The organism is Kribbella ginsengisoli (assembly GCF_039537185.1).
GTDB lineage: Bacteria > Actinomycetota > Actinomycetes > Propionibacteriales > Kribbellaceae > Kribbella > Kribbella koreensis.
This window is the reverse complement of the sequence record NZ_BAABAA010000002.1, coordinates 1,231,984-1,250,031: the sequence shown is the minus strand read 5'-3', so window position 1 is coordinate 1,250,031 and position 18,048 is coordinate 1,231,984. Positions and strand designations below refer to the sequence as shown.

The 18,048-nt window shown below is 68.1% G+C and carries 14 protein-coding genes; 3 read left to right on the top strand and 11 right to left on the bottom strand.

What is annotated here, in order from left to right:
• Position 1: 1 nt before the first annotated feature.
• The 6 genes from lanKC to ABD768_RS13395 form a co-directional block, all read right to left on the bottom strand.
• Positions 2-2,599: a class III lanthionine synthetase LanKC gene (gene lanKC / locus ABD768_RS13420; RefSeq protein WP_344840648.1), complete on the bottom strand. Its 2,598-nt coding sequence runs from the start codon at positions 2,597-2,599 to the stop codon at positions 2-4.
• A 238-nt stretch (positions 2,600-2,837) separates the two neighbouring features.
• Entirely contained in the window at positions 2,838-3,806 is a 969-nt protein-coding gene (locus tag ABD768_RS13415; RefSeq protein WP_344840647.1) for a catalase family protein, read from the bottom strand.
• A 393-nt stretch (positions 3,807-4,199) separates the two neighbouring features.
• On the bottom strand, positions 4,200-5,264 hold the full coding sequence (locus ABD768_RS13410) for an ABC transporter ATP-binding protein (protein ID WP_344840645.1): 1,065 nt from the start codon (positions 5,262-5,264) through the stop codon (positions 4,200-4,202).
• The gene (modB, locus tag ABD768_RS13405) at positions 5,261-6,067 is read right to left on the bottom strand and encodes a molybdate ABC transporter permease subunit (protein ID WP_343975299.1); all 807 of its coding nucleotides are present in this window, start codon (positions 6,065-6,067) and stop codon (positions 5,261-5,263) included. The genes ABD768_RS13410 and modB overlap by 4 nt, the downstream gene beginning before the upstream one ends.
• Before the next feature lie 13 nt (positions 6,068-6,080).
• On the bottom strand, positions 6,081-6,866 hold the full coding sequence (gene modA / locus ABD768_RS13400) for a molybdate ABC transporter substrate-binding protein (protein WP_344840643.1): 786 nt from the start codon (positions 6,864-6,866) through the stop codon (positions 6,081-6,083).
• On the bottom strand, positions 6,866-7,270 hold the full coding sequence (locus ABD768_RS13395; protein WP_425552142.1) for a TOBE domain-containing protein: 405 nt from the start codon (positions 7,268-7,270) through the stop codon (positions 6,866-6,868). Before ABD768_RS13395 ends, modA begins: the two co-directional genes overlap by 1 nt.
• A gap of 103 nt (positions 7,271-7,373) precedes the next feature.
• Here ABD768_RS13395 and ABD768_RS13390 point away from each other — a divergent pair, with 103 nt between their 5' ends.
• Complete coding sequence (locus tag ABD768_RS13390) at positions 7,374-9,299, top strand: acyl-CoA dehydrogenase family protein (RefSeq protein ID WP_344840640.1); 1,926 nt, start codon at positions 7,374-7,376, stop codon at positions 9,297-9,299.
• Complete coding sequence (locus ABD768_RS13385; protein ID WP_343975312.1) at positions 9,292-9,909, top strand: hypothetical protein; 618 nt, start codon at positions 9,292-9,294, stop codon at positions 9,907-9,909. Before ABD768_RS13390 ends, ABD768_RS13385 begins: the two co-directional genes overlap by 8 nt.
• 12 nt (positions 9,910-9,921) lie before the next feature.
• On the opposite strand, the gene ABD768_RS13380 is transcribed toward ABD768_RS13385, so the two are convergent.
• The 4 genes from ABD768_RS13380 to ABD768_RS13365 form a co-directional block, all read right to left on the bottom strand.
• Positions 9,922-10,839, bottom strand: a complete 918-nt coding sequence (locus tag ABD768_RS13380; RefSeq protein WP_344840638.1) for a nucleotidyl transferase AbiEii/AbiGii toxin family protein — start codon at positions 10,837-10,839, stop codon at positions 9,922-9,924.
• Positions 10,836-11,735 (bottom strand): type IV toxin-antitoxin system AbiEi family antitoxin domain-containing protein, encoded by a 900-nt coding sequence (locus ABD768_RS13375; RefSeq protein ID WP_344840636.1) that lies wholly within the window; start codon positions 11,733-11,735, stop codon positions 10,836-10,838. The genes ABD768_RS13380 and ABD768_RS13375 overlap by 4 nt, the downstream gene beginning before the upstream one ends.
• Positions 11,736-12,344: 609 nt before the next feature.
• Positions 12,345-12,983 carry a LuxR C-terminal-related transcriptional regulator gene (locus tag ABD768_RS13370; RefSeq protein WP_344840634.1) on the bottom strand — a complete coding sequence of 213 codons (639 nt, stop codon included), beginning with the start codon at positions 12,981-12,983 and terminating at the stop codon, positions 12,345-12,347.
• Positions 12,971-14,899: a sensor histidine kinase gene (locus ABD768_RS13365; RefSeq protein ID WP_344840632.1), complete on the bottom strand. Its 1,929-nt coding sequence runs from the start codon at positions 14,897-14,899 to the stop codon at positions 12,971-12,973. The genes ABD768_RS13370 and ABD768_RS13365 overlap by 13 nt, the downstream gene beginning before the upstream one ends.
• Positions 14,900-15,050: 151 nt before the next feature.
• Here ABD768_RS13365 and ABD768_RS13360 point away from each other — a divergent pair, with 151 nt between their 5' ends.
• Positions 15,051-15,359 (top strand): hypothetical protein, encoded by a 309-nt coding sequence (locus ABD768_RS13360; RefSeq protein WP_343975321.1) that lies wholly within the window; start codon positions 15,051-15,053, stop codon positions 15,357-15,359.
• Positions 15,360-15,394: 35 nt separating this feature from the next.
• Here ABD768_RS13360 and ABD768_RS13355 read toward each other — a convergent pair whose 3' ends face one another.
• Positions 15,395-17,968 (bottom strand): bifunctional FO biosynthesis protein CofGH, encoded by a 2,574-nt coding sequence (locus tag ABD768_RS13355; protein ID WP_425558420.1) that lies wholly within the window; start codon positions 17,966-17,968, stop codon positions 15,395-15,397.
• Positions 17,969-18,048 lie beyond the last annotated feature (80 nt).

The window sequence follows — 18,048 nt, the reverse complement described above, 5'->3', positions numbered from 1 at the left end:
TTTACACCTCCTTCGAGGTGAGTAGGGACGGGGACTCGGACCACTGGGGAGGTCCGAGGAACGGGAGGGTGACGCGCTGCTCGTGCAGCGCCGCACCCAGGGCCAGCAGGACGCCGGCCGATCCGGTCGCCAGGTCCATCGAGAGACGGAGCAACTGGTTGCCGGGGAACGCGAGACCGCCTTCGAACGGCATCGCGTGCCAGCCGAGTCCGTGCACCAGGTCGGTGGTCTCGACCCCGAGCGCCGGAGCGGCGAGGAGAAGACCGGCGCGACCCATGAACAGGCCTGGCTGGACGTAGTAGGAGCAGCGGGTGACCCGCCGCAGAGGATCGAGCTGCGCGGCCAGCTCCGACTCGGGCCGGAGCTCGAGGAACCGTCGCAGGACGAGCGCGATACCGGCCGAACCCTCCTCCAGATAAGGAAGAGTGCGCCAGCCCTGGTTCACCTGGACGGTGCCGTCGGGAGTCTGAACACAGCGCCGGAGGTCCTGCCCGAGGGCGATCTCCGCGAGGTCGAGCAGGCCGGTGTCACCGGTCAGCTCGTAGGCCTCGAGGAAGAGCAGGGCCGGTCCGGACGAGCCGTACATCAGCCCGGCCCGAGGCTTGTCGCCGCCACTGGTCTCCGGTACGTCGGCGACCTCGCCGAGCCGGTCTGCGACCAGGTCGACCACGTGGATCGCCTTGGCCCGCAGTACTGGCTCGCCGGTGAAGTGCAGCAGGTTGAGGCCGATGCCCGCCAGGCCGCTGTGCAGGCCGAGCTCACGCGTCTCGAGCTGGTCGGACAGCGTTCGCTCGACGAGGTCCAGGGCGTCCTGCTCATGACCCAGACTGTTGAGGACGTGCGAGACGCCGTGCAGCCCGTCGTACAGGCCGGGGCCGATCTCGCTGGTGAGGGCGTGCTTGCGCAGCCAGTCCTCGTACTCCGGGAAGCGCCCGGCTCCGGTTTGGTCGAGGGCGTAAAGGACGCCGGCCGCGCCGGTCGCGAAGTTGGTGCCACCGCCGGGCTGGAACTGGGCGATGTCGCCGGGGAACAGCCGGTCGTCGCGCTCGGGAGTCGCGCTGGCCACGATCGCCTTGGTGAGCGCCGCTCGTACGTCGGTCCACTCCGCCTGCCCCGGCAGCGCGAGCGACTCCATCTCCGGGTCGCCGGTCAGCTCGGGCCCGACGATCGTGCGGACTGCCTGGTCGAGCGTCTGGCGCGGTACCGGGAAGGTCTCGGCGATCATGTCGGCGAGCTGGAAAGCCTTGCCGGGGTGGAGATTCAGCAACATCGTCGTCTGCGGCGCGAACAGGCCGAGGGTGATGCAGGCCAGCGCGTAGAGGTCGACGTCCGGGCCTTGCCGGTCGCCGGGAGCGGCGTATCCGGGGTGCGCGAGGGCCGATCGCGCCTGGTCCTCGACGAGTGTCGCGACCTCGAAGTCGATCAGCACCATCCGGTCACCCCCGACCGGGGCGGTGGGGTGGGGGTCGGCAATTGCACTGCTGAGGAGCACGTTGTCCGGATGGAGGTCGCAGAAGACCACGCCCCGGCCGTGCAGTTGAGCGACGGCGGCTTGTACGTCGGCGACCATCCGCGCGGCCCAGTCGGCGTACCCGGACAGCTCGGCCTCGGTCGCGTCCGGGTGGGTCAGCGGGTAGCGGCTGACGAGTTCGCGCTGGAGCGGATTCGCGTCGACGAACTCCTGGACCAGGAAGTGGTGCTCGCCCAGCTCGAAGTAGTCGTGCACCTTCGGGACCACGTCGAGGCCGTCGAGGCGCTGCAGGATGTCGCGTTCGTGGCCGACCCGGGCGACCGCGTCGCGGCCGCTCATGTCCAGCCCGGCGAGCGGCCGGCCTTCCTTCAGGACGACCTTGGCGCCGGTCTCGTTGTGGTGGCCGAGGTACACGCCGCCGCCGTTGGAGAACTGGATGACGCCTTCGATCGTGTAGGCCAGCTCGTTCGTGGTGACCGCGTTGCGGGCGTCCAGATGCTCTTGCAGGAAAGGCGGCAGGGCGATCCACGGCGGCATCGAGAAGGTCGGGCCGCGATGGTCCGGAACGAGCCGGCCGCTGTCGTCGGCGAGGGCGAGCACGCGCTCGCCACCTTCGTTGAGGCAGTACCGGCTGATGAAGGCGCCGTACCGGACGAAGAGCGGGCCTTCGGCGTACCGGAGGTCGCTGAGGATGTACGGCCCGCGGATCCCTTGCAGGAGATCGTCGAGCTCCTTGAGGACGAGCTCCAGCTGGGCCTCGTCGGCCGGGTAGATGGTGACGAGCTTGCCACTCGAACCACGCGGGGCGGACTTCGAGTTGACCATCAGCATCACGGGCTCGTTGCGCAGGAACTTGAACGCGATGCCGCGGGGGACGCAGTAGTCCCACACCACGGCCAGCGTCTTCTCCGCGTCCTCGAGCCCGGAGGAGACATGGATCTTCCAGCCCTGGGCCGGCAGCTCGAGACCGTCCGGCGCGTAGTGCATCCAGGTCTCGCCGGGGACGTGGCTCCAGCCGTCCGGGACCGGTCGCGAACAGAGCGCGAAGTCCGGGTGCTCGGCACCGCGGTTGGTCGGGGAGTCGTAGAACCGCCGGTCGGCCAGGCAGTAGAGCTCGTGACTTTCCATGGCGATTCGTCCCCCCTCTCATCGGTGTGCCCGGCACATCTTGGGCAACGGGAGGAGGGCTGGCGTAGTGCATGACGTCACGACTAGACCGTGAAGAACTCACACCCTACGGATGGGTATATAACCACTCTTTGTTACGTCACGATCACTTTGAGCGGTGAAACCCCTGTTACATCATGCCAGTTCGTGGCGGTGACGTAACAGGGCGTAACTTGTCGGCGCAATCCTCGTAGGACCCCTATTCGGCCGAGCGGTGCTGCTGGCTGGCGAAGTAGGCGACCTTGCGGGCGCGCATCACCTCACCCAGCGGGCGGTGCTCGACGAGCGCGTTCCAGGGGTCGAACTTGGCCGACTCGACCTCCTTGTCGAAGGCTGGCTCGGGGTGCTGACGGGGGACGGTCAGCTTGCCGACGGTCAGGTACGGCGAGTCCCAGACCCGGGCGGCGTCCTCGATCGGGGTCCGCTCCTCGTCGGTGAAGAACTGCACCTGGAAGTCGTAGACGAGCGGGCCTTGGTCGAGTCGTTGGTAGATGTCGGCGGCCCAGTCCTCGCTCGCCTTGGCATTGACCTGGTCGGAAGCGGCTGCGAGCTTCACGCGGACGGCGTACGGGCCGAAGGCGACCGGGGCGGCGCTGAAGAAGTCGTGCGTGGCGAAGCCGCTGAAGGGCTCCTTGAGCGCGGCCTGCACGAGTTTGAGCTGGGGGATCATTCCCGGGTTCTTGAGCACCCGCAGCAGCAGCTTGCCCGGTGTGCTGCCGCCGGTGGTGACGACCTTGGCGAAGTCCTCGCTGGTCGCCGAGCTGAACCGTTCGTGGTTGATCAGGGCGAAGTCCTGCGAGGCCGCCTCGCCGCCGAGCGCGCCCTTGCCGCTGACGCCGAGCACCTTGATGGAGAAGCCGCGGATGTCCGGAGTACTGTCCGGCGCCCGGTTGAAGCCGCCGTTGGAGAGCCGGAGCCAGGTGTCGTACTTGTTCGGGATCGCGAAGATGCCCTGCTTGGCGTGCGCCGGCAGGTCGCCCGGTACGTCCAACGTCGCCCGCAACGCCGCCACCTGCTTGCGGTGCAACGCCCGCCCGGTCCCGAACTTCTCGTCCTTCCGCCCCTGCATCTCGGCAAAGGCCTTCCCCTGCGCCTCGTGCCGCTCAGCCTCCCCGGACTCGATCACTTCACGCCATTCGGTACTCGGCTCGGCCACGACGTCTCCCATCACCGGATCCAGCGGTCGGACCCAGTATCCGCCCTCCCAACCGTTGCATCAGGCAACTGCCCGCCCCTCGGCCGGGCCAATGCTCCGTGGGCCGGGCATGATCGGAGGATGACAGCGGAGCTGGAAGCGGCTGAACAGCGGGTACGAATCTTCGAGGGCATCCTGGTGGCGGTCGATCGCCGCGTCGAACTGCTCGACGAACGCCGCCTCGACGGACGACGCGCTGCAGGCGCTGTCCCGGCACTTCGGCCTGGACGAGATCCAGGCCCAGGCAGTTCTCGACCTTCAGGTCCGCCGCTTCTCGACCGGCGAGCGAGCCAAGATCGTCGAGATCCTGGCGTCTGCCAGGGAGTATGTCGCCGACCTGCGGGGGTGATGCCCACTACCCGTGCGTCAGGCGGGATACGTCTGGACCTCGGTGGCTTTGAGGGTGGCGTGGAGGTTTTGGCCGGGGGTGAGGTGGAGGTCGGCTACTGCTGCGGTGGTGATGTCGGCCAGGAGCGTTGCGGGGGCGGGGGAGCGGCCGGGGGTCAGGCGGACCCGGACTGTGTGGGCGTGTTGTTCGATGCCGGCTACCTGCATCGGCCAGGTGTTGCGAGGGGTGCCGGTGGGGGGCTCGGGGTAGAGGCTGACGGCTGAGGGTGGGAAGGCTACGAAGACCTTGCCTTCTGACGGGGTGGCGATGGTCAGCTTGCCGCCGTCTGTGAGGTTGACGGTCGTGCCGGTAGCGGTGCCTCGGTACAGGTTGAGGCCTACCAGTTGGGCGACGTACTCCGTGCGCGGGCGGCGGGCGATCTCGGTGGGCGGGCCCTCCTGGACGACCTTGCCGTTTTCGACGATGACCAGCCGGTCGGCGAGGACCATCGCATCCAGTGGGTCGTGGGTGACGAGGAGGGTGCGGCCGTCGTACCGCTGGAGATGCTGGCCGAGTTCGGCGCGGATGTGGAGAGTGGTGCTCGCGTCGAGGGCGGCTAGGGGCTCGTCGAGTAGGAGTAGGTCGGGGGAGGTGGCCAGGGCGCGGGCCAGGGCGACGCGTTGGGCTTGGCCGCCGGAGAGGGAGCGCGGGCGGATTTTGGCGTACTCCGCCAGGCCGACTGTTTCGAGCCAGCGGGCGGCGGTGGCGCGGGCCGTGCGTTTGTCGGTGCCGCGGGCGCGGAGGCCGAAGGCGACGTTCTCGAGGGCGCTCAGGTGGTCGAAGAGCAGGTAGTCCTGGAAGACGACTCCGATCGGGCGATGGTCGGCCGAGCGGAAGGTTCTCGGTGGCTCGTCCCAGAGGATGTCGCCGAGGCGGATGCTGCCGTCGGTGATCGGGAGGAGGCCGGCGATGGCTCGGAGGGCGGTGGTCTTGCCGGCGCCGTTCGGGCCGAGCAGGGCGACTACCTCGCCTGGCTCGACGGTGAGGTCGAGGTCGAGCCGGAAGGCGTCACGGGTCACGTGCAGATCGGCGTACAGGGTCATCGGAGCCCACTGATCCAACGCTCACGCAGGCAGGCCAGCACGACGACCGACACGGCGAGGAGAACGATGCTGAGTACTACGGCGACGTCCGGGTCGGACTCCAACGCGAGATAGACGGCGAGCGGCATCGTCGTAGTACGCCCCGGAAGGTTGCCCGCGAAGGTGATCGTCGCCCCGAACTCGCCCAGCGCCCGGGCCCAGCACAGTACTGCGCCCGCCACGATCCCCGGCGCGATCGATGGCAAGGTCACCCGCCTGAACGTCAACCACCGCCCAGCTCCCAGCGTCGCGGCCGCTTCCTCATACCGAGGATCCGCTGCTCTCAGTGCGCCCTCCACCGAGATCACCAAGAACGGCATAGCCACAAACGCCTCAGCCACAATCACCCCCGCCGTCGTGAACGGCAAACTGAACCCGAACCAAAGATCCAGCTGCTCACCCACCAGCCCCCGCCGCCCCAACACCAGCAGCAACGCCACCCCACCCACCACGGGCGGCAGCACGAGCGGCACGGTGACCAACGCCCGGATGATCCCCCGCCCGGGCAGCTCCGCCCGCGCCAGCAACCAAGCCAACGGCACCCCGAGCACCAGACAGATCACCGTCGCCGACGTCGCACAAATCAGCGAAAGCTTCAACGCCTCCCCAACAGCAACACTGAACAACCGCTCCGGCAAGGTCGACCAGGGCGCCTGAGCCAACAGCCCGATGAGCGGGACGAGCAGGAAGGCGAGCCCGAGGAGGGCGGGCAGCAGCAGTACAGCAGGCAACCGCCCGCCGACCCGCTGCCGCCGCCTCTTCACCTGGGTCAAGCTATTACGGACCTTCGAAGCCGGCGTCGGTGAGGACCTTGGTGCCGGCGGGGGAGAGGACGTAGTCGACGAACGCCTTGGCTCCGTCGGCGTTCTTTGCCTTCGTCAGGGTGGCGATGGGGTAGTCGTTGATTGCTGCGGAGGCTTCGGGGAATTCGATGCCTTCTACCTTGTCCTTGGCGGAGAGGACGTCTGTTTTGTAGACGAGGGCGGCGTCCACCTCGCCGAGGCTGACCTTGGTGAGGGCTGCCTTGACATCCTTTTCGAGGGTGTCGGGGGCGGGGGTCAGGTCGGCGGCCTCGAAGACCTTGCCGGCGGCGGCGCCGCAGGGGACCTCGGCGGCGCAGAGGGCGATCTTGCGGTTCTTGTCGGTGAAGTCCTTCAGGCCGGTGATCCTGCCGGGATTGCCCTTGGGGACGGCGATCTCCAACTCGTTCTTCACGAAGGTGGTGGGGGTGCCCTTGTCGGTGACCTGGTCCATGTTCTTGGGGGCGGCCGAGGCGAAGACGTCGGCGGGGGCGCCCTGGTTGATCTGCTCGGCGAGGGCGGAGCTGCCGGCGAAGTTGAAGACGACCTTGACGCCGGGGTGCGCGGCCTCGAAGTCCTTGCCGAGCTGGGTGAAGGTACCGGTCAGCGACGCCGCCGCGAACACGCTGATCGTGCCCGAGAGGTTCGCGGTACTGCTGGAACTGCTGCTCGGAGACGAGGCCGCCGGGGTGTCGTCTCCACAGCTCACCAGGGTCAGGGCGGCAATGGCGGTGACGGCGGCTGCAACGGTACGGCGGAACATCAGGCCTCCGGGATCTCGACGACGACATGGGTGGACTTGATCGACGCGACGGCGATCACGCCCGGCTCCAGGCCGAGCTCGTCCGCCGCCTCCCGGCTCATCAGCGAGACGACCCGGAACGGACCGGCCTGCAGCTCCACCTGAGCCATCACGCCGTCCTTGACGACGCGCGTGACGATGCCGCGCAGGCGATTGCGGGCCGACGCGGCCGTGGTGTTGCCCGGCTCCGGCGACTCGGCCAGCTCCTGCGCGAAGGCCGCCAGCGCCGCGCCCTCGACAGCCATCCGGCCGCTCTCCTGTACTACCGGCAACCGCCCCTGATCGACCCACCGGCGCAAGGTGTCATCACTGACTCCGAGCAGCGCAGCAGCCTCACTGATCCGCAAATTCGGCACGAACCGCATCTTATCGCCGCATCTGCGCAGTCTGTGTGCCATCTCAGCCTTACCGCTGCCGAACGTGAGCGTCGTTACGGACCCCGAGCGCCCCGCGGCCTACGTTTGGAGCATGACGGGGTTGCGCGAGTATCTGGACGGGCCGCACAAAGCGGCACGGGATCTGGTCCGCGACGGGCTGGCGGCGAACGCCGGTCTGCTCGACGCCGGACTGGAGCTGAGCAGAGCGGAGTACCGGGACAAGGTGCTCGAGGTGATGCAGCAGATCACCGCCGAGGGCCACACCGCCCGCGGCTTCCCCAAGGAGTTCGGCGGCCAGGGCGACCTGGGTGGTTTCATCGCCGGCTTCGAGACGCTCGCGTTCGGCGACCTGTCCTTGATGGTGAAGGCGGGCGTCCAGTTCGGCCTGTTCGCCGGCGCGATCCTGCACCTCGGCACCAGCCGGCATCACGACGAGTACCTCACCGACGCGATCGAAGGCCGCCTGCTCGGCTGCTTCGCGATGACCGAGACCGGCCACGGCTCCAACGTCCAAGCACTCGGTACGACGGCGACGTACGACCCGGCCACCGAAGAATTCGTCATCCACACCCCAACCCCCGCCGCCCGCAAGGACTACATCGGCAACGCGGCCCGCCACGGCCGGATGGCCGCCGTCTTCGCCCAACTCGTCGTCGGCGGCGAGACCCATGGCGTGCACTGCCTGCTCGTCCCGATCAGGACCAAGGACGGCGACCCGCTCCCCGGCGTCACCCTCTCCGACTGCGGCGCCAAGCTGGGCCTGAACGGCGTCGACAACGGCCGGATCGTCTTCGACCAGGTCCGGGTCCCGCGGACCGCCCTGCTCGACCGCTACGCGCAGGTCGATGCGGACGGCAACTACAGCAGCGAGATCGAGAACCCGGACCGGCGCTTCTTCACCATGCTCGGCACCCTCGTCCAGGGCCGCGTCTCGGTCGGCGGCGCCGCGATCAACGCGAGCAAGGTCGCCCTGACGATCGCCATCCGGTACGCCGACCGCCGCCGCCAGTTCGGCGCGCCCGGCAGTGCGGACGAGGCGTTGCTCCTCGATTACCGCATGCATCAGCGCCGGCTCCTGCCGCTGCTCGCGCGGACGTACGCGCTGCATTTCGCGCAGGCCGAGCTGGTGGAGGAGTTCGCCCGGCTGTTCGGTGGCGATGGTGTGAAGGACGACCACGACCAGCGCGCGCTGGAGGCGCAGGCGGCCGGTACGAAGGCGCTGGGCACCTGGCACGCGACCGAGACGATCCAGATGTGCCGCGAGGCGTGCGGTGGCGCGGGGTACCTGGCGGAGAACCGGCTGGCGACGCTCAAGGCGGACACCGATGTGTTCACCACCTTCGAAGGCGACAACACGGTGTTGATGCAGCTCGTCGCCAAGGGGCTGCTGACGAACTACCGGGAGTCCTTCGGCAAGCTCGACCCGCTCGGGACCGCTCGGTTCATCGCGGCGCAGGCGGTCGAGATCGCGGTGGAGAAGACGGCGCTGCGGACGCTGATCGAGCGGCTGCGCGACGTGGTGCCGAATCGCAACGACGCGGCCGACCCCGACGCCGGGCTGCGGGACGACGCGTACCACTCCGGCATGCTGCGCTTCCGGGAGGAGCACATGCTGGCGGGGGTGGCTCGCCGGCTCAAGCGCGGGATCGACGATGGAGTCGAACCGTTCGAGGCGTTCAACCGGTGCCAGGATCACGTCATCGCGGCCGGCCGGGCGCATGTGGAGCGGGTGGTGGCGGAGGCGTTCCTGGCCGCAGTACAGGCTGCGCCGGAAGGTGCCGCGCGGGAACGGCTGCGGGATCTCTACGATCTGCACGCGCTGGTGACGATCGAGTCGGAGCGGGCCTGGTACATCGAGCACGGGCGGTTGTCGGGGGCCCGGTCGAAGGCGATCACGGCCCTGGTGAACGAACTTTGCGCGGTCGTCCGGCCGTACGCCGGGGAGCTGGTGGACGCTTTCGGCGTACCGGGCGCGGCGGTCGATGTGCCGATGGTTGTACCGTCTCAGCATGAGTGAGCCGATTGAGCCCGCATCGGCCGCCGAGGCCGCCCGCGAACTGGCGAAGGTGCTGCTGGCGCAAGCCGACGCCCTGGACCTGCACGACCTGCGGGCCACCACGGCGATCGAGAACGTCCGGGTCCAGGCCCGGGTCCTCGCCGACGCGGTCCACGAGCGCGGCTGGGGAGACATCTTCCTCGGCATCGACTCCTACGACCCCGACGAGCTCGACGACCTGCCGCTGGGGCCGGACGACTTCGACGACCCCGACGACTACCGCGAGATGGTCGAGCGCGGCGACCTGGACGACCTGGACGAGGCGATCGTCCCGGAGAACGGGATCCGGCTCAGCTACCAGGCCCGCTACGACTTCGTGGTGACCGATCCCGAGGCGTTCGTCGCCTACGTCCGCAGCCGCGCGGACGAGGCCCAGAACGACGAGGTGATCGACGACATCGAGGACGCTCGTTCAGCCTTCGAACTCCTCGGCTACCTCGACGGCCTCGGCTCCAAGGACTACGACAACTTCGGCCTCACCCCCGCCGGCGGCGAAGAATCCCACAAGGTGGTCCAGTTCTCCCTCTGGGACCTGGACCCAACCCGCCGCGACGACACCTACCCGTACTGAGCCGGCTCAGTTCTACTGCCAGCGTCGCTCGGTGGCGTCCCAGATGCCGTCGGCAAGCTCGCCGCCGAGGAGTGGATCAAGGCAGGCTCCGGCGACGTCGAGGGCCGGTGCGAGGTCACGAAGGTCCGCAGACAGCCCTGCCAGGCCGGCTTCCTTGTGGTAGCCGGCCGGCCATTGTCCACCAGGTGAAACCAGCTTGGTGGGGAGCGCAAGATCTCGGTTGGTCGCCTCTGCCTGCAACGCGCAGGTGGTGCGGGCTGCGTCGAGACCCGTGCTGCTGGTGACGATCAGGACCAGGTCGACGAGATCGTGGTACCGGGTGGAGGGCGTGCCGTCCCGGTGGGTCTCGTACATCGCGCAGACCTTGTCGGCGATCTGGTCTGCGAGCGGGTAGAGCGCGAACTCGGGTAGCTCGGGAATGCCTGGTAGTTCGACGATCGGGGTCGGCCGAACCCAGTCGACCTGGCCGACCGGCCGCTTCTTGACGGACACATCGATGCTGAACCGCTGGTACTCCGTAGTCCCGATGGAGGCGACGACGTGGATCTTGGCGACGGCCTTCTCGGCGCCTTCCCTGGTGTGTTCGTCGACCTTGCGGAGCTCGAAGCGGAAGTAGTCACTGCCACACGGCCGGGCCATCACGGCGCGGATCTCGTTGACCGGCACGCGGAGGTCGATGTCCTCGGTCGGGTAGAGCAAATCGATGTCGTCGCTGTACCGGGCGCGGGGGAGCCGGACCAGCAGGCCGGTGCCACCCTTCAGAACCCAGGGCGCATCCGGGAGCTGGAATACACGGGCCAGGAAGCGTTGCAGGACGAACTCGCGGTTGACCTCCTGCGTCGGTCTGCCGGAGCTGGTGGCGATCTTCTTCATGTGCGCGTTGGCGCTGACCCGGAACTCGCGAGCGGTGGCGTACGGCTTGGCTCTCATCGGCCGGTTCGGTCCTTCGACTCGTGAAGAAGCCTCGCTCGGGCTTCGTAGGCTGCGCGCAGAGCCTCCTGTACCTCAGCTGGATCGTCGGTGATGCCCAGTACGGCCTGTACTTGCCGCAGTTCCTCGACCGACAGGCCGAGGTGCGCCGCGCGATTGCGGAGGTCCCTGGGGATCCGTGGATCAATCAACGCGAGCGCGTGGAGAACCGCCGCGTCGGCAAGTGACGGTCTGGGCGCGACCAGCTCGGCTGCTTGCCTGGTGGCTTTGGGAACGCCCGCTTCATCGAGGAAGTTGCCCAGCAACCCGAGTCCGTGACCGAGTTGCTGTCCGTAGAGGTGCGCGTAGGGCGCGAGAGCTTCGCTGATCTCCTCCGCACTGACAGAAGCCACCGCGATCGCGTCGCGGACCACCCCGGCCAGATGCCCACCGTCGGTGTGCGCCTTCGCCAGATCGCTGATGGTCTTCACGATGGTCGTCACCGGTAGGCCGCTGACGATCTGCCACTCACCGGGCTTGAGAGTCTCGCGATGGAACCGCACGTCCTGTCGCTTCGACTGCTTGCGGACGGCAACGGTGAACTCGAACCGGTCGGCGTCCAGATCGCCCAGCTGGTGATAGCTCGCAGCCGATCGGTAGGACAGGACGGCATCCGGATCTCGCAGCCGATCGACGACGAGCTGGTCGGGCGCGAGCGCGAGCCACGTCGCCCGGAGAGCATCCAGTGGCGAGCCGGCGCCGACCACTCGATAGACGCCGTGGGTAACTCGCTCCAGTACGCCGTCCTCCGCCAGCCGCGCCATGGACTGCGCGGACACGCCGGCCGCACGCGCCTGGGCCGTCGTCACCAAGCCCCATTGCTCGTCAGCGATCGCTGCGATCGTGGCTACCAGCACTTCGATACTCCTTCGGGCTACTTCGATATTATCCTACCACCGGAATATCGAAGCGAATCCTGCGATATCTGAGCTGTCAGCCACCAGTCTGCGGGCGGCCTTGTCATGAGCGAGCCGGATTGTGAGTTGCTGCAGGCAACAAACTTGGCGGCTTTGCTCTCACCGGACTGGACCGGTCGGGGGTGGTTGAGCGTTGGATTGTTGTTGCGGTAGGCAACTTGTCTACTGGCGGGTACGGAAAGCGACGGCGGGTATACGGAGCGTCGCTCTGCGCTAGATCAATGCAAATGTTTGACCGCGCTCATGGCGGCGGTCAGCTACCCCGTGACAACGTTCAGTTGTCGGCGACGGACGGGTCGCTGGCGAAAGGCTCAGGCGGTACCGCGATTCCCGTCCGCGACCGGACTGTACCTCCCCTGCCGGTCACGGAATGAGTCAGCGGTCCTCCCTCCTTCGGGCCGAACCGCCCTCTCGGGGCAAAGCAGGACGCCGGCCGTGTCGCCGGGGCGCCGGTCGCCAGTGAGGTGGTGACCGACGCCCGACACGGTCGGCGTTTCTTTTTCCCGAAGTACTGGTTGAGAACTGGGGACCAGTACTTCGGGAAAAGCTTCAGGCGGTGAGATGGGCGAGGACCGCGAGCACCCGTCGATGGCTGTCGGGATGGTCGTCGATGCGGAGCTTCTGGAAGATGCTGCGCATGTGGGTTTCGACCGTGCGCTCGGCGAGGACCAGCCGGGCGGCGATGGCGGCGTTGGAGAGGCCTTCGGCCACCAGGGTGAGGACTTCGCGTTCGCGGGCCGACAAAGCGGCGAGTGGGTCGTTCGCGCGGGTCGGCGTCATCAGGGCGGCCACGATCGCGGGGTCGAGTGCTGAGCCGCCGTCGGCGACGCGTCGCATCGCGTCGAGGAAGTCGGCGACTCGTAGTACGCGGTCCTTGAGCAGGTAGCCGAAGCCGGCGGTGGCGACCAGATCGACCACGTGCCTGGTCTCGATGTGCTGCGACAGCATCAGGATCGGCCGGTCCGGCGCCTCGGATCGCAGTACGCCGGCCGCGCGGGCGCCGTCGTCCGTCATCGTCGGCGGCATCCGGACGTCGATGATCGTGAGGTCGGGCTCGTCCGCCCGGACTGCCTCGACCAGCTCGTCCGCGGTCGCCACGGCGCTCACCACCTGGTGCCCGTTCTCGGTCAGCAACCCGCGCAGACCCTCACGAAACAAAGCGGAATCCTCACCGATCACGACGCGCACGGGATCTCCGCCCTGATCGACGTGCCCGCACCCGGCGGACTGTCCAGCGTCAGCGAGCCACCGACCGATGCCACCCGGTCCCGCAACGAGGTCAGCCCGAATCCCTCCCTCGCGCCGCCGATGCCATCGTCTCGCACGACGACACACAACCGCTGCGCGGCGACGGCGACCTCGATCGAGATCCTCGTCGCTTCAGCATGCTTGAGCGCGTTGGCGATCGCCTCGCCGACCGTGAAGTACACCGCCGTCGCCACCCCTTCACCGACCTCCAGCTCCGGTACTACGAGATCGACCGGCACCGAACTCTCCTGTACCAACCGCCGCAACGCCACCGCCAGCCCGTCGTCAAGCCGACTCGGCCGGACCCCGTGCGCGATCCGCCGCAACTCACCCACCGTCTGCTCCAGCGTCCCGACCAGCTCGTCGAGCTCGTCGTCATGGGTCCCGCCGAGCCGATGCTGCAACGACCGCAAACGCATGCCCAGGGCAATCAATTGCTGCTGGGCGCCGTCATGCAGATCCCGCTCGAGGCGCTGGCGCTCGGCGTTCACCTCGGACATCAACCGCGACCGGCTGGCCCGTACTTCGGCCAGCGCGTCCTGCAGTTCCAGCCGCAACCGGCTCACCTCGATCGGCAGCCGCGCCTCGACGGCCGCCTCGCGGGCCCGGCGTACGCGGCGGGCCGAGGTACTCCCCAGGACAAGCGCTCCGACGGTCGAATCGCCTGTCTGCAAGGGAATCGCGGTCTCTGGGAGGGGGAGCTGATCCCCGGGTCGCTGTAGCAGGAGCTGGAGCGAAGGGTCGTCAAGGGCCTTGCGGAGCACCTGCTCGACCTGCTCCGGCTCGGCCTGACCGTCCCGGACCTGGCGGACGAAGTCCCGGATCTGGGCCAGCGCGACGGAGCGGTCAGGATCGACGAGCCGCCCGACCGCCCGGTGCAGCCACTGGTGCAGCGGCACCAGAACCAGCGCCGTGACGAAGGCGGCGCCGGCGATTCCCGCGCGCTGTCGCCCCGGAAACAAGTTGTCCACGGCAACGACGATGCCGGCGAAGATCACCGCTGAGGTGATCGTGGTGATCAGCCAGCTGACCGTACTGCCCAGCAGCCGATCGATATCGAACAGATCGTGCCGCAGGATGGCCAGCGCGATCGCCGCGGGGACGAGGATCAGCATCGCGACCAGGAAGAACGTGTAGGCGAACGTGTCCGGAGCGCCCAGGGCGATGGCGGCCCAGCTCCCGCCGAGCAGCAGCGGCACGCTCAGGGCCGCCAGCATCAGCCAGCGCAACCGGAGCCGGGTGACCTCGTCGCCACGCCGGAAGCGCACCACCAACCCTGACGCCGCTGCCAGCAGAACGGCCAGGAACGAGCTGAACGCCACGACGATCAAGGCGACTCGCAGCGGCCCGGGCAGGACGAACGGCGGCTTGCCCAGGTTGGCCTCGCTGAACGTCCCGCTGTCAGTGGAGACGGTGAAGTTCACCAGCAAGGCGGTCACTGGTACTGCGACGGCCACCGCTCGCCACCAGCGGCCCGGCAGCAGTCCGTCCGGAAACAGGAGCACCACTGCGGCGAACCCGATGAACAGCCAGGTCCACGCGCCGGCGCCGACGACCGAGACGAGTCGGGCGCCCGGCCAAGGGTTGCTCGTGGTGTAGGTCGCGCCCCAGTCCTCGACGGCGAAGACGAGCGCCGGTATGGCGGAGGTCAGGGCCAGGGCCGGGCCGAGCGGGTTGCCGGGTGCCCTGATGGCCACCAGCCAGCCGAGGGCCAGCGACGGGAGCAGTAGTGCCGTCGTGGCCAGTACTTCCGTAGTACCGACCGAGGCGGGGCCGAGGGCCAGTAGCTCGCGCAGGACCAGCGCTGCGGCGTACAGGATCGTCGCGAGCACTACTAGCCGTCTGGCGCGGGACACCTCTTCATGATGGCGGCGGCTGGTCGCGAGCGCACCCGTGCCAGCACTTAAGGGCCCGGGACGAGCGGAGTCCGGCGATGGCACCGATGTGGTGAGGGTGGTCCGGGCGGCACCTTGAGGGAGTCAGCACAACGCTTTGGAGGGGATTCCCATGGTTGCCATCGTCACCGTTCTGTTCGCGTTCCCGCTCGGCTTCTTCGTGAAGAACCGGCTGGCGGCGTACGTCGCCTACATCGCGATCTTCGGCTACTCGTTCACGTTCCAGACCCTGTACCTGCTCAGATCGTGGGTGGGCGACAACACCGCGGCCTTCTCGGCCGATCCGGACAAGGTGCCGCTCGACTACCTGGCTGTGACGGCCGGTATCTACCTGATCGGCTTCGGGCTGATCACTCTCGGCCATCGGGTCGGCGCCAAGCGACGGAACCGTACCGCCGTCGATCTCGACGCCGCCCGATGAGCGGGAGCTACCGCAAGCTGTCAGGCCAAGTCTCTTCAGGCCAGTTCGAGGGCCGTGTGCGAGGTCTGGGGGACCTCGCCGTAGGTGGTGGTGCGCTGGCGGGCGGGGCGGCCGGCGGCGGTGGCCATCTGGGTCAGCTCCTCGATGGACTTGCGGGAGCCGTGCTTGGAGCCGGCCATCCGGCTGATGGTCTCCTCCATCAGGGTGCCGCCGATGTCGTTGACGCCGCCGTTCAGCACGTCGACGCAGCCGTCGGTGCCGAGCTTCACCCAGGAGCACTGGATGTTATCGATCCGGCCGTGCAGCATGATCCGCGCCATCGCATGCACGGCGCGGTTCTCGTCGTACGTCGGACCGGGACGCGCCACGCCGGCCAGGTAGATCGGCGAGTTGGTGTGGATGAACGGCAGCAGCACGAACTCGGTGAAGCCACCGGTCTGGTCCTGGACCGCCGCGATCGTCCGCAGGTGCTGGACCCAGTGGTGCGGGGCGTCGACGTGGCCGTACATCATCGTCGAGCTGGACGGCAGGCCGACCTTGTGCGCGGTGCTGATCACCTCGATCCAGCTTGCCGTCGGCAACTTTCCCTTGGTGAGGATCCAGCGCACGTCGTCGTCGAGGATCTCGGCGGCGGTGCCGGGGATGCTGCCCAGGCCGGCCTCCTTGACGGAGATCAGGAAGTCCTCGATCGACAGGCCGGTACGGACCGAGCCGTTGACGATCTCCATCGGGGAGTAGGCGTGCACGTGCATCTCGGGGACGCGGTCCTTGACGGCTTTCACGAGGTCCGCGTACGCCGTACCGGGCAGGTCCGGGTGGATGCCACCCTGCATGCAGACCTCGGTCGCGCCGATCACCCAGGCCTCTTCGGCGCGCTGGGCGACCTCGTCCATCGAGAGTGAGTAGGCGTCGGCGTCGGTCCGCCGCTGAGCGAACGCGCAGAACCGGCAGCCGGTGTAACAGACGTTGGTGAAGTTGATGTTCCGGTTCACCACGTAGGTGACATCGTCCCCGACCACGGCCTTCCGCAGATCATCCGCGATCTTCGCCAACTGATCCAACGCCGGCCCGGTCGCCGTCATCAACGTCAAAGCCTGAGCATCGGACAATCCCGCCGGATCCCGCTCAGCAGCAGCAAGCGCCGCCTTCGTCTCGGCAGCAATCCGCTCCGGTTCACTCACACCACTTGCAGATTCACCGGCCCGACGGGCTGCGACATCTTCGCGGAGTACGTCCCAGTCGCCGTACGCCGCGTCGAAGTCGGAACGGGTTTCGGTGCGGCGGCCTTCGGTGTCGATGGCGGTGTGGAGGTCGGTGCGGCCGACGCTGTCCCAGCCGCCGTCTGGCTCCTGCCAGGGCAGGCCCTTGGGGAACGCGTCCTCGTTGGCGAGACCGGTCTCCGGGTCGACGAGGGCTTCCACATGCGAGATGAGGCGCGGGTCGAGCCAGGGTTCACGCAGGTACTCCGGGTGCGCGGTGAGCCTTTCGCGCAAGGTGAAACCGGCGTCCGCGGTGAGCTTGGCCAGGTCGTCGATCTGCGGCCACGGACGCTCGGGGTTCACGTGATCCGGGGTCAGCGGCGAGACGCCACCGAAGTCGTCGACACCCGCGTCGAGCAGCAGTCGCGCCTCGGCCAGGTCGACCAGGTTCGGCGGCGCCTGGACGCGCATCCGCGGCCCGAGCACGACCCGGGTGACCGCGATCGCGGCCAGCCACTCGTCCAACGGTACGTCGGCGTCGTTGCGCATCGCCGTATCCGGCTTCACCCGGAACCCCTGGATGATGACCTCCTGGATCCCGCCGTACTGCCGGGCGATCTTGCGCAGCGCGAAGATCGAGTCGGCCCGCTCCTCGAGGTTCTCCCCGATGCCGATCAGCAGCCCGGTGGTGAACGGTACGTTCGAACGACCGGCATCCTCCAGCACCCGCAGCCGGATCGCCGGGTCCTTGTCGGGCGACCCGAAGTGCGGCTGACCCTTCTCCTCGAACAGCCGCCGCGAGGTGGTCTCGAGCATCATCCCCATGCTCGGCGCGACCGGCTTCAGCCGCTGCAGGTTCTGCCACGACATGACACCGGGGTTGAGGTGCGGCAGCAGGCCGGTCTCCTCGAGCACCCGGATCGACATCGCCCGCACGTAGTCGAGGGTGCTGTCGTAGCCGGCCTCCTCGAGCCACGTCTTGGCGGCGTCCCAGCGGTCCTCGGGAGCGTCGCCGAGCGTGAAGAGCGCTTCCTTGCAACCGAGTGCCGCGCCTTGGCGGGCGATCTCCAGCACCTCGTCGGGACTCAGGTACGGCGAATGAACGCGCCCCGGCGTCGTCGCGAACGTGCAGTAGTGGCACCGGTCCCGGCACAACTGGGTCAGCGGGATGAACACCTTCTTGGAGTAGGTGATGATCCCACTCCGGCCCGCGTCGGCCAGTCCTTGGTCACGTACCCGCGCGGCGGTCGACATCAACTGCTCGAGCGCGGGGCCGGAGGCGGACAGCAGTACCTCGACCTCTGCCGGGTCGAGCGTCTTGCCGTCGTCGGCCCGCTTCAGCGCACGCCGCATGGCGGTGCTGATCGGGGCGTTCGGGGGAGTGGCTGTGGGCTGCTGGGGGTCAGTCACGACAAGAAGCGTAGGCCGCCTCCGGAGCGGATCCAGCCGATTCCGGGGGTCAAAAACAATCAGTACGTCTGTCCTGGTAT